Genomic DNA, 12,361 nt, shown 5'->3' with positions numbered 1-12,361 from the left:
CGACCGAGGGCGGTCCGGCCAAAACTCGGTGGGCGTTGTCAGTGGCGATCCGTAGGCTCGCTGCTGATGGCCACGACACGTGCAACCCCCGAGGAACCCGACCGAACCCTGGAACCCGAGACGGCCACCGAGCGCGAGGACCACGAGCGGGCCGGGGCGCCCGGGAAGGCCGACGGGCGGTCCGCCGTGCGCACGCTGCTGCGGTTGTGGCCGTACGTCCGGCCCGTGCGCGCGCGGCTGTCGTTCGCCGCGTTCGTCGCGGTCGTCGCCTCCTGTGTGGGCCTGTTCATCCCGCTCGTGCTGAAGTGGATGGTCGACGGGCCGGTCGCGCACCGGGATCCGGCGGGCGTGTGGCTCGGGGCGCTGTACCTGCTGCTGCTCGGTCTCACCGAGGCGCTGCTGTTCGGGCTGCGGCGCTGGCTGGTGGCGCGGCCCCTCGCCGGGGTCGAGGCGTCGATGCGCGCGGATCTCTACCGTCGTCTGCAGCGCCTGCCGGTCGCCTTCCACGACCGCTGGGCCTCCGGTCAGCTGCTCTCGCGCGGCACGACCGATCTGATGCTGCTGCGGATGTTCCTCGCCTTCCCGCTGACGTTCCTGCTGGTCAACGCGGTGACCATCGTCGTCGGCGTCATCATCATGCTGATCCAGGACTGGACGCTGGGGCTGGTCATCCTGGGGCCGGCCATCCCCGTGATGGTCACCTGCGTGGTCTTCGAGAGGAAGTACGCCAAGGTCGCGCGCCTGGCCCAGGACCAGGTGGGCGACCTCACCACGGTCGTCGAGGAGAGCGTCCTCGGCATCCGCATCATCAAGGGGTTCGGGCGCCATCGCAGCCAGGCCCACGCCTTCCGGGACCTGTCCCGCACCCTGCGCGGCACCGAGCTGCGCAAGGCCCGTCTGCTGTCGGTGATCTGGGGCGTCATCATCACGCTCCCCGAGCTGGCGATCGGGGCGGCCCTCGTCCTCGGTGTCGTCCAGGTCGCGGACGGCGTCCTGTCGGCGGGCACGCTGGTGGCCTTCCTGTCGACCGCCCTCGCCCTGCGCTGGCCCGTCGACTCGATCGGCTTCCTGCTGGCGATGAGCCAGGAGGCGGCGACGGCGACGGAGCGGTACTTCGAGGTGATGGACGAGGAGCCGGAGTCTTCGGCCGGGCCGGAGTCTTCGGCCGGGACCGAGGCGGAGGCCAAGGCCGAGGCGGAGGCCGAGACCCAGGCCAAGGCCAAGGCCGCGATGTCGGCTTCCGCGGAGGCCGACATCGCTGTCACCCCCAGGACGGCTGCCGCCGTCGGCGCGGCCGTGGGTGCCGGGACGGCCGGCGCGGCGGGGGCTGCTGACTCGGCGGGCCTCGCGGCCACCGCCGGAACGGCTGCCGTCGCGGGCGCCACAGCCACCGCCGCTACGGCTGCCACCTCGGCCGCCCCCGGCGCCGTCGACACCACCACCCCCACCGTGGGCCACGGCTCCGCCGGATCCTCGCACCGCGGGTTGCGGTTCCACCAGGTCACCTTCCGGTACCCCGACGCCGCGCCCGGCACCACCCCCACCCTCGACCGCGTCGACCTCCACATCCGCCCCGGCGAGTCGATGGCCCTGGTCGGCGCCACCGGCTCCGGCAAGACCACGCTCACCGCGCTCGTCCCACGCCTCCACGAGGTCACCTCCGGTCGCATCACGCTGGACGGCGAGGACATCACCGGGATGCCGCGCGAGGAACTGCGCACGAAGGTCGCCGTCGCCTTCGAGGAGCCCACCCTCTTCTCGGCGACCGTCGGCGAGAACGTCCTGATGGGCGCCCCGCCGGACGCGGGCGAGGCCGAGCTGGACCGCGCCCTGGCCATCGCCCAGGCGGAGTTCGCGCACGCGCTCCCCCAGGGCACCGCCACCCAGGTCGGCGAGCAGGGCCTCAGTCTCTCGGGCGGCCAGCGGCAGCGCCTCGCGCTGGCGCGGGCGGTGGTCGGCCGCCCCCGCTTCCTCGTGCTGGACGACCCGCTGTCGGCGCTCGACGTGCACACGGAGGCCGCGGTGGAGGCCGCCCTGCGCCGCGTGCTCGCGGAGACGACCGCGCTGATCGTGGCGCACCGTCCCTCGACGGTGCTGCTCGCCGACCGCGTGGCCCTGCTCTCCGGCGGCCGGGTCGCCGCCGTGGGCACCCACCAGGAACTGCTGCGCACGAACGCGGAGTACGCCCATCTGATGTCCGGGACCGAGGAGGACGAGCGATGACGGCGCCCACGACCACCGCGCCGGGCAAGGAGCCGAACGAGGAGCCGGGGGGCACGGCCGTCACGGCCACCTCCCTGGAGAAGCCCCTGGAGAAGCCGGCCGGCGGCGACCCGCCCACCGGCCCCCGCGAGGCGTCCGCCGGTGACCCGTTCGACCACGACGACCTGCCCACTCCCCCGGGCGCCACCCTGGCCCTGCTGCGCTCCCTGCTCGCGCCGATGCGGACCCGCGTGGTCATGGCGAGCGTGCTGCTCCTGCTCCAGCAGGCGGCGGTGCAGGCGGGCCCGCTGCTGGTGGCGTACGCCATCGACGGTGCCGTACCGGCGCTCAGGGACGGCCGGCACGGGCCGCTGATCGCGGTGGCGGCCGGGTATCTGGCGTGCGCGCTGGCGGCCGGCGGGCTGCAGTTCGCGTTCATCGGGGCGTCCGCGCGGGTCAACCAGGACGTGCTGCTCGATCTGCGCGGCCGGATCTTCCGCCATGCGCAGGCCCTGAGCATCGACTTCCACGAGCGGTACACCTCTGGCCGGCTCATCTCCCGCTCCACCACGGACGTGGAGTCGCTGCGCGAGCTGCTCGACGAGGGTCTGCAGGAACTCATCGGCGTGATCCTCGCCTTCGTCTACATCTCGGCGATGCTGCTCTGGCTGGACCTGGGGCTGGGCGCGGCGGCGCTGGCGTCGTTCGTGCCGCTGTACGGGTTCGTGCGGATGTACCGGCGGCGCGCGGCGAGCGTGTACACGGCCCGGTCCACCGCGATCGCCGCGGTGATCGTGAAGTTCGCCGAGACCATGAACGGCATCCGGCCGGTGCGGGCGTTCCGCCGCGAGGCGGCGAACGACGCGGAGTTCGGTGCCCTGAACCGGAGCCACGAGCGCAGGAACGGCGACGCGATCCTGGAGATGGCCCGCTATGTGGTCTGCTCCCGTGTCGTCGCCAACGTCACGGTCGCGGCGATCGTGCTCTGGGGCGCCTACCGGGTGGCCTCGCAGACGCTGGCGCTGGGTGTGCTGGCGGCGGCCGTGCTGTATCTGCGTCGGCTGTACGACCCGATCGACCGGCTCGGCATGTTCCTCAACTCGTACCAGTCGGCGGCGGCCTCGCTGGAGAAGATCGCCGGTCTGCTGGCCCAGGTCCCGTCGGTGCCCGAGCCCGCCGAGCCGAAGGAGCTGCCGGCGGCGGCCTCCGAACTGCCGGGCCGCGAGGTCGTGTTCGACGACGTGCGGTTCGCCTACCGCACCGGCGGCGAGATCCTGCCCCGCTTCGACCTCACGCTCGCGGCGGGCAGCACGGTGGCGGTGGTCGGGTCCACCGGCGCCGGCAAGTCGACCCTCGCCAAGCTGGTGGCCCGGTTCTACGACCCCTCGTCCGGGCGGGTCCTCCTCGACGGCGTCGACCTGCGCGACCTCCCGGTTCACGAGCTGCGGCGCGGGGTGATCATGGTGACGCAGGAGTCGTTCCTGTTCTCCGGCACGGTCGCCGAGAACATCTCCCTCGGCCGCCCCGACGCCACCCGCGAGGACATCGAGCGGGCCGCCAAGGCCATCGGCGCCCATGACTTCATCGCCGCCCTGCCCGACGGCTACGACACCGACGTACGCAAGCGCGGTGGCCGTATCTCCGCCGGCCAGCGCCAACTCGTGGCGTTCGCACGGGCGTTGCTGGCCGATCCGGCCGTCCTCATCCTGGACGAGGCGACCAGCTCGCTGGACGTCCCGGGCGAGCGGGCGGTCCAGCGGGCGATGTCCACGGTCCTGCGCGGCCGTACCGCCGTGGTGATCGCCCACCGTCTGTCCACGGTCGAGATCGCCGACCGCGTCCTGGTGATGGAGCACGGCAGGATCGTGGAGGACGGCACCCCGGCGGACCTGATCGCGGGCACGGGCAGGTTCGCGGACCTGCACCGGGCGTGGCGCGACAGCCTCGCGTAGCGGAGCCGGGACAGCTCACCCAGCCAGCAGAACCACACACGGAATCGGGGGCCGATGATCAACGCGTACGAGGACCCCGGCACGCCCGACTGCCGAAGCGGCGCCCGGTATCTGTGGTGGCTGGTCCGGCAGCAGGCCGGCCGGTCCGCGCTCGGCTCGCTCATCTCCTGCGTGTGGATGGTGCTGCTCGCGGCCACGCCGTATCTGCTCTCCCGCGCGATCGACGAGGGGCTGGAGCCCGGTGACCGCGCGGCCCTGGCCGGCTGGACGGCCGCGCTGTTCGGCGTGGGGGCCTTCAACGCCTGGCTGAGCATCATGCGCCACCGCACGATGACCCGGGTCCGGATGGACGCCAACTTCCGCACGGTGAAGGTCGTGATGGCGCACGCGGTCCGGCTGGGGGCGGCGCTGCCGCGCCGGGTCGGCGCCGGGGAGGTCGTCACGATCGGCGTGGGAGACGTCCAGACGATCTCCTCCTCGCTGACGGTCATCGGGCCGGGGGCCGGCGCCTTCGCCGCGTATCTGGTGGTCGCGGGGCTGCTGGTGTCGGTCTCCCTGCCGATCGCCGGGGTGGTGCTGCTGGGGATGCCGCTGATCGCCGTGATCGTGGGCCCGATGATGCGGCGGCTGCAGGGCACCGAGACGGAGTACCGGGAGCGGCAGGGCGTGCTGACCGCGCGGATCGCGGACCTCGCGGGCGGGCTGCGTGTCCTGGGCGGGCTCGGTGGCAAGGGGCTGGTCGCCGACGCGTTCCACCGTGACTCGCAGCGACTGCGGGCGCAGGGCTACCGGGTGGGCGCGGTGACCAGCTGGATGCAGGCGCTCGGGGTGGGGCTGCCGACGGTCTTCCTCGCGGTGGTGACCTGGCTCGCGGCCCGGCTCGCCGCGCAGGGAGCCATCACGGTCGGCGAGTTGGTGGCGGTCTACGGGTACGTGACCGTGCTGGTGCGGCCGGTGTCGTACTTCGTCGACTGGGGGTACGAGGTGAGCCGCGGGGTGGTGGCCGCGCGGCGCGTCATCCGGTTCCTGGCCCTGGAGCCGCTGCCGGACCACGGCACCACGGACGCGCCCGCCGAGCCCTCGGCGCTGCACGACCCCGTGTCGGGGGTACGGGTGCCGCCGGGGCGGCTCGTCGCGCTGGCCGCCGACCGGCCGGCCGACGCGGCGGCCGTGGTGGACCGGCTCGGCCGGTACGGGCCGACGGCGGTGACCTGGGGCGGCACGCCGCTCGACGCGATCCCGCTGGCGCAGGTCCGCGCGCGGATCCTGGTGGCCGACCACGAGGCGGACCTGTTCGCGGGCCGGCTGCGCGAGCTGCTCGGCGGGCACGGCGACCTCGACGACGCGACGGCGGCGCGGGCGCTGCGCGCGGCCGTGGCCGAGGACATCGTGCAGGGTCTGGCGGACGGTCTGGACGCGGCGGTCGACGCGCGGGGCCGCAACCTCTCCGGCGGTCAGCGCCAGCGGGTGCGGCTGGCGCGGGCGCTGGTGGCCGATCCCGAGATCCTGCTGGCCGTCGAGCCGACGTCGGCGCTCGACGCCCACACCGAGGCGCGGGTCGCCCAGCGGCTGCGGGGCGCCCGTGCGGGCCGTACGACGCTGGTCACCACCACCTCGCCCCTCGTCCTCGACCACGCGGACACCGTCCTGCACCTGGTCGACGGCAAGGTCGCGGCCCGCGGCACCCACCGCGAACTCCTCGCGGGCGAGCCGGGATACCGGGCGCTGGTGGCGCGGGACGCGGGGGAAGAAGGGGACGCCGACGAGAGCGCGGTCGAGGAGGTCGTACGGTGACCACGGACATCACACCCCCCACCTCGGACCGGCTGCCGATCGCCGGCCGGGCCGCCGTGCGGCGGGCCACCGTACGGCTGGTGCGGGCGGACGGCCGGGCGTTCCTCGCCGTGCTGGGCCTGAACGGGGCGGCGGCCGCGCTGGGGCTGGCCGGGCCGTGGCTGCTGGGCCGGATCATCGACGAGGTGCGCGGCGGGGGCGGTGTCGCGGCGGTGGACCGGCTGGCGGCGGCGATCCTGTTGTGCGCGGGCCTGCAGTTGCTGCTGGCGCGCTGGGCCCGGTACGTGGGGCACCGGTTCGGGGAGCGGACGCTGGCGCGGGTGCGCGAGGAGTTCGTGGACCGGACGCTGGCGCTGCCGGCGTCGGTCGTGGAGCGGGCGGGAACCGGTGATCTGACGGCGCGCGGCACGGCGGACGTGGACGCGGTCGGCAGGACGTTGCGGGACGTGGGGCCCGAGCTGCTGATCAGCTCGGTGCAGGCGTTGTTCCTGATCGGCGCGGTGTTCGCGCTGGATCCGCTGCTGGGGCTGTGCGCGTTGTCCGGGCTGGCCGGGATCGCGGTGGTGCTGCGCTGGTATCTGCGCCGGGCGCGCACCGGGTATCTCGCGGAGGGCGCGGCCCAGTCCGAGGTCGCGGAGATCGTCGCGTCGACCGCGTCCGGGGCCCGTACGGTCGAGGCGCTGCGGCTGGAGCGCCGCCGGATCACCGCGAGCCGGGACGCGCTGGAGGTGTCGCGGCGGCGCCGGCTGCACACGCTGTTCCTGCGCACGGTGTTCTTCCCCGGTGTGGAGGTCTCGTACTTCGTGCCCCAGGTGCTCGTCCTTCTCCTCGGCGGGGCGCTGCTCGCGCGGGGTTCGGTCAGTCTGGGCGTGGTGGTGTCGGCGGCGCTGTACCTGCAGCAGCTGAGCGGTCCGCTCGACGAGATCCTGATGCGGGTGGAGCTGCTGCAGAGCAGCGGGGCCTCGTTCGCCCGGGTGGAGGGGCTGGCCGGCGCCCCGCGCGCCGCTCGCGCGGGCACCCCGGAACCGGCGGACGACCGCATCGACGTGACGGGCGTGCGGTACGCCTACGACCGGGGCGGTGAGGTGCTGCGGGGCGTCGACCTGACGGTCCGCCCCGGCGAACGGCTCGCGGTGGTCGGCCCGTCCGGCGCCGGCAAGACGACCCTGAGCCGCCTGCTGGCGGGCATCGACGCGCCGACCAGGGGCACGGTGACGGTCGGCGGGGTGCCCGTCGTGGACCTCGGCCCCGAACGCCTGCGCCGCCAGGTCGTCCTGGTCACCCAGGAGCACCATGTCTTCATGGGCACGGTCCGCGACAACCTCCTGATCGCCGAACCGGCGGCCACGGACGCGGAGTTGTGGGCCGCGCTGTCGGCCGTGGGCGCGGACGCCTGGGTGCGCGCGCTCCCCGACGGCCTCGGCACCCGCCTCGGCGAGGGCGGCCGACGTACGGACGGCCCCCAGGCGCAGCAGCTGGCGCTCGCCCGGGTGGTCCTCGCCGACCCCCACACCCTCATCCTCGACGAGGCCACCGCCCTCCTGGACCCCACCGCGGCCCGCCACACCGAACGGGCGCTCGCCGCCGTCCTGCTCGGCCGCACCGTCATCGCCATCGCCCACCGCCTCCACACCGCCCACGACGCGGACCGCGTGGCCGTCATGGAGAACGGTCTGCTCACCGAACTCGGCACGCACGAGGAGCTGGTGGCGGCGAACGGCGCGTACGCGGCGCTGTGGCGGCGGTGGCACGGGGAGGGGGAGTCCTGACCGGCCGGGGGACCCGTACGAGAATGCCGAACACCCCTACGACGACTTGGAGTTCCCGTCCCGTGATGCCGCCGATGTGTGCCGTCTGCCCTCCCGACCCGCACGGCACCGCTCCGTTCGGGAGGTTCACCCTGGTGTACTTCCGCGCGACCCGGGCGGCCCCCGCGTACGACGAGGGCTGGGTCGGGCACCCGGAGAACGCGGTCTGGTTCTGCGACGCACACGCGCCCCTCGCCGAGCGGCTGAAAGAGTTCACGGCCACCGAGGCGCTGGAGCGTCTCGGATAACACACCGCGAACATCCGTATAGCGAACATGACCAACCGGGCAACGGACGATTTCCGGCCAACTTCTTGACGCGCTCCTGACAGGACCCTCGGTCTCCTGCCACTCTGCCCACAACCGCGACACAGCAACCTCACAAGCAGGTCCGCCGTGCCGCGCGGCACCCCCCACGCATGTGGTTTAAGCGTTCACCAGTTCTCACCTTGTTCTGCCCGGTCGGTCACCAGCCGTCCGGTCTCCCCTGGCCGCGCGAACCGCGGCCATGCAGAAGGAGTCAGTGTTGAGACGCCAGTCCCACAGACGCACCTCCCACACCGGTAACACTTTCGGCCACAGTGCCCGTCGGCGCGCGGCCGCCGGCGCGCTCGTCGCCGTCACCGCCCTGCTGGCCGCGGCCGTCCAGTCGGGCGCCGCCTCCGCCGCCCCGGAGAAGGCACCGTCGGCGGCGGGCAAGGCCAACCCGGGCGCGCTCTCCATGAAGCTCACCCCCGCCCAGCGGGCCGAGCTGATACGCGAGGCCAACGCGACGAAGGCGGCCACGGCCGAGAAGCTGAACCTCGGCGCCAAGGAGAAGCTCGTCGTCCGCGACGTGGTCAAGGACCGCGACGGCACCGTGCACACGCGTTACGAGCGGACGTACGGCGGCCTCCCGGTCCTCGGCGGCGACCTCGTCGTCAAGACCTCGAAGGCCGGCGCCACGCAGGGCATCGTCAAGGCCACCAAGGCGAAGATCGCGGTGTCGTCGCTGACGCCCACCGTGACCAAGGCCAGGGCCGAGAAGCAGGCACTCGGTGCCGCGAAGGCGGAGAAGGCCAAGAGCCCCGAGGTCAACCGCGCGCCCCGCAAGGTCGTCTGGGCCGCGAGCGGCAAGCCCGTCCTCGCCTACGAGACGGTCGTCGGCGGCTTCCAGCACGACGGCACCCCGCAGGAGCTGCACGTCGTCACCGACGCCACCAGCGGCGCGAAGCTGTACGAGTGGGAGGCGGTCGAGACCGGCACCGGCAACACGGTGTACAGCGGCTCGGTCACCCTCGGCACCACGCAGTCGGGTTCGACGTTCAACCTCACCGACGGCGCGCGCGGCGGCCACAAGACGTACAACCTCAACCGCGGCACCTCCGGCACCGGGACCCTGTTCTCCGGCCCCGACGACGTCTGGGGCAACGGCTCGCCGTCGAACCTGGAGTCGGCCGGCGCCGACGCCCACTACGGCGCGGCACTGACCTGGGACTACTACAAGAACGTGCACGGCCGCAACGGCATCCGCGGTGACGGCGCCGGCGCCTACTCGCGTGTGCACTACGGCAACAACTACGTCAACGCGTTCTGGCAGGACGCCTGCTTCTGCATGACGTACGGCGACGGCTCGGGCAACGCCAACCCGCTGACGTCGATCGACGTGGCCGCGCACGAGATGACCCACGGCCTCACGTCCAACACGGCCGGGCTGAACTACTCCGGTGAGTCCGGCGGTCTGAACGAGGCCACCTCGGACATCTTCGGCTCCACGGTGGAGTTCTACGCGGCGAACTCCTCCGACGTCGGTGACTACCTCATCGGCGAGGAGATCAACATCAACGGCAACGGCACGCCGTTGCGTTACATGGACAAGCCGAGCAAGGACGGCTCGTCCAAGGACGCCTGGTACTCGGGCATCGGCTCGATCGACGTGCACTACTCGTCGGGCCCCGCGAACCACTTCTTCTACCTCCTCTCCGAGGGCAGCGGCGCCAAGACCATCAACGGCGTCAACTACGACTCGCCCACCTCGGACGGCCTCCCCGTGACGGGCATCGGCCGCGCCAAGGCGGAGCAGATCTGGTTCAAGGCGCTGACCACGAAGTTCACGTCGACGACCAACTACGCGGCGGCCCGCACCGGCACGCTCGCGGTCGCCGGTGAGCTGTACGGCACCACGTCCGCCGAGTACACGGCGGTGCAGAACGCGTGGGCCGGCATCAACGTGGGCTCGCGTCCCGGCGGTGGCGGGGGCGGCGGTACGTCGTTCGAGAGCACGACCGACGTATCGATTCCGGACAACGGCGCGGCGGTCACCTCGCCGATCACCGTCTCCGGCCGGACCGGCAACGCGCCCTCGAACCTCGCGGTCGCCGTGGACATCGTCCACACCTACATCGGTGACCTCCAGGTCCAGCTGGTCGCCCCCGACGGCACGGCCTACACGCTGAAGGCGTACGGCACCGGCGGCAGCACGGACAACATCAACACCACCTACACCGTGAACGCCTCGTCCGAAGTCGCCAACGGTGTCTGGCAGTTGAGGGTCCAGGACAACGCGGCCCAGGACACCGGCTACATCAACAGCTGGAAGCTGACGTTCCCGTAAGGCTCGGCACGGCCCTTCGCAGACGGGGCCCGCTGTGAGCACGACGTGAGAGGGCGCCGCCCCGGGGGATCCAACTCCCCGGGGCGGCGCCTTCTTTGCCGTTCTCCGGGGGCCGCTTTGCCTCGCCTTGGACGGGCCTTTGCCGTGGTCGGAGCGATTTTACATGGCCGCAATATTTCCAGACTGTTGATTTTCGGCCAACATCACCTTGCCCTCCTGACATGTACGCGTCCGTGGTGTCACGCTTCACCCACCCGCCGCACTCGTAACCCAGATACCCGGACGACTCCCCAGGTCGTCCGGCCTCCCCCACCAAGGAGCATGAGTGACTCCGTTCTACGCGCGTCATCAGCGGACCACGCTGGCCATCGCGACCGCCGTCGCCGCCGGTGCGCTGCTGACCACCGCCCTGACCACCGGCGCCACCGCCCAGCCCGCGCCCGTCGCGGACAAGGCCAAGCCGGCCGGTGCCCAGGTCGCACTCACCCCCGCCGCGCGCACGGCCCTGATCAAGAAGGCGGACGCGGCCACCACCGAGACCGCCGACGAGATAGGTCTCGGCGCCAAGGAGGAACTGGTCGTCCGTGACGTCCTCAAGGACGCCGACGGCACGGTCCACACGCGCTACGAGCGCACCTTCGGCGGCCTCCCGGTCCTCGGCGGCGACCTGGTCGTCCACGAGTCCAAGGCCGGCGCGATCAAGAGCGTCACCAGAGCGACCAAGGCCACCGTGAAGGTCGCCGACCTCACCGCGGACGTCACCAAGGCCACCGCCGAGAAGCAGGCCCTGAAGGCCGCCAAGGCCGAGGGCTCCACCAAGACCGAGGCCGACAAGGCCCCGCGCAAGGTCGTCTGGGCGGCGAGCGGCAAGCCCGCGCTCGCCTACGAGACGGTCGTCGGCGGCTTCCAGCACGACGGCACCCCGCAGCAGCTCCACGTGGTCACCGACGCGGAGACCGGCAAGAAGCTGTACGAGTGGGAGGCCGTCCAGACCGGCTCCGGCAAGAGCAAGTACAACGGCTCGGTCACCCTCGGCACGACCCTGTCGGGCTCGACGTACAACCTGACGGACGCCGGCCGCGGCGGCCACAAGACGTACAACAAGGCCCGCGCCACCTCGTCGTCGACCGGCACGCTCTTCACCGACGCCGACGACGTCTGGGGAACCGGCAGCATCTCCAGCTCCTCGACCGACCAGAACGCCGCCGTGGACGCCCAGTACGGCGCCCAGGTCACCTGGGACTTCTACAAGAACGTCCTCGGCCGCAACGGCATCAAGAACAACGGCGTCGCCGCGTACTCCCGCGTCCACTACGGCAACGCGTACGTCAACGCCTTCTGGGACGACAGCTGCTTCTGCATGACGTACGGCGACGGCACGAGCAACACCAAGCCGCTCACCTCGCTGGACGTGGCCGGGCACGAGATGAGCCACGGCCTGACCGCCAACACCGCCCGCCTGAACTACTCGGGCGAGTCCGGCGGCCTGAACGAGGCCACCTCCGACATCTTCGGCACGGCGGTCGAGTTCTACGCGGCCAACGCCAGCGACCCCGGTGACTACCTCATCGGCGAGAAGATCGACATCAACGGCAACGGCACCCCGCTGCGCTACATGGACCAGCCGAGCAAGGACGGCGACTCGGCCAACTACTGGTCCTCGTCCCTCGGCAGCCTGGACGTCCACTACTCGTCGGGCCCCGCCAACCACTTCTTCTACCTGCTGAGCGAGGGCAGCGGCGCCAAGACCATCAACGGCGTCTCGTACAACTCGCCCACCTCCAACGGTGCCACGATCACCGGCATCGGCCGCGCCAAGGCCATCCAGATCTGGTACAAGGCGCTGAGCACGTACATGACCTCGACGACCAACTACAAGGGCGCCCGCACGGCGACCCTGAACGCGGCGTCCTCCCTGTACGGCGCCTCCAGCGCCGAGTACGCGGCGGTGAACGCGGCCTGGGCGGCGGTCAACGTCAACGCCTGACCTGACGTGGTGGTGCAGGGATAGGT

At 72.2% G+C, this 12,361-nt stretch carries 7 protein-coding genes; all 7 read left to right on the top strand.

The genetic code is table 11. From position 1 onward, the window contains the following. The first annotated feature begins 66 nt into the window (after positions 1-66). The 7 genes from H4687_RS32315 (at position 67) to H4687_RS32285 (ending at position 12,335) form a co-directional block, all read left to right on the top strand. Positions 67-2,223 (top strand): ABC transporter ATP-binding protein, encoded by a 2,157-nt coding sequence (locus tag H4687_RS32315; RefSeq protein WP_046915589.1) that lies wholly within the window; start codon positions 67-69, stop codon positions 2,221-2,223. After that, positions 2,220-4,154 carry an ABC transporter ATP-binding protein gene (locus H4687_RS32310; RefSeq protein WP_046915590.1) on the top strand — a complete coding sequence of 645 codons (1,935 nt, stop codon included), beginning with the start codon at positions 2,220-2,222 and terminating at the stop codon, positions 4,152-4,154. The genes H4687_RS32315 and H4687_RS32310 overlap by 4 nt, the downstream gene beginning before the upstream one ends. Positions 4,155-4,208: 54 nt before the next feature. Then, complete coding sequence (locus H4687_RS32305) at positions 4,209-5,948, top strand: ABC transporter transmembrane domain-containing protein (protein ID WP_046915591.1); 1,740 nt, start codon at positions 4,209-4,211, stop codon at positions 5,946-5,948. Further along, positions 5,945-7,717 carry an ABC transporter ATP-binding protein gene (locus H4687_RS32300; RefSeq protein ID WP_046915592.1) on the top strand — a complete coding sequence of 591 codons (1,773 nt, stop codon included), beginning with the start codon at positions 5,945-5,947 and terminating at the stop codon, positions 7,715-7,717. The genes H4687_RS32305 and H4687_RS32300 overlap by 4 nt, the downstream gene beginning before the upstream one ends. 65 nt (positions 7,718-7,782) lie before the next feature. After that, the gene (locus H4687_RS32295; protein WP_046915593.1) at positions 7,783-8,004 is read left to right on the top strand and encodes a hypothetical protein; all 222 of its coding nucleotides are present in this window, start codon (positions 7,783-7,785) and stop codon (positions 8,002-8,004) included. Positions 8,005-8,263: 259 nt separating this feature from the next. Beyond that, a complete protein-coding gene (locus tag H4687_RS32290; protein WP_107082344.1) occupies positions 8,264-10,348 on the top strand; it encodes a M4 family metallopeptidase in 2,085 nt (694 codons plus the stop codon). Between the two features lie 325 nt (positions 10,349-10,673). Continuing rightward, the gene (locus H4687_RS32285; protein WP_046915595.1) at positions 10,674-12,335 is read left to right on the top strand and encodes a M4 family metallopeptidase; all 1,662 of its coding nucleotides are present in this window, start codon (positions 10,674-10,676) and stop codon (positions 12,333-12,335) included. The last annotated feature ends 26 nt before the right edge of the window (positions 12,336-12,361 follow it).

It is taken from the genome of Streptomyces stelliscabiei (assembly GCF_014873495.1).
In the GTDB taxonomy this organism is placed as follows: Bacteria; Actinomycetota; Actinomycetes; order Streptomycetales; family Streptomycetaceae; genus Streptomyces; species Streptomyces bottropensis.
The sequence above is the reverse complement of the archived record's forward strand: the minus strand, read 5'-3'. Positions and strand labels throughout refer to the sequence as shown.

Coding starts and splice junctions, on each gene's coding strand:
- H4687_RS32290 (WP_107082344.1), top strand. CDS start 8,264: ATGCAGAAGGAGTCAGTGTTGAGACGCCAGTCCCACAGACGCACCTCC.
- H4687_RS32305 (WP_046915591.1), top strand. CDS start 4,209: ATGATCAACGCGTACGAGGACCCCGGCACGCCCGACTGCCGAAGCGGC.
- H4687_RS32295 (WP_046915593.1), top strand. CDS start 7,783: ATGCCGCCGATGTGTGCCGTCTGCCCTCCCGACCCGCACGGCACCGCT.
- H4687_RS32315 (WP_046915589.1), top strand. CDS start 67: ATGGCCACGACACGTGCAACCCCCGAGGAACCCGACCGAACCCTGGAA.
- H4687_RS32310 (WP_046915590.1), top strand. CDS start 2,220: ATGACGGCGCCCACGACCACCGCGCCGGGCAAGGAGCCGAACGAGGAG.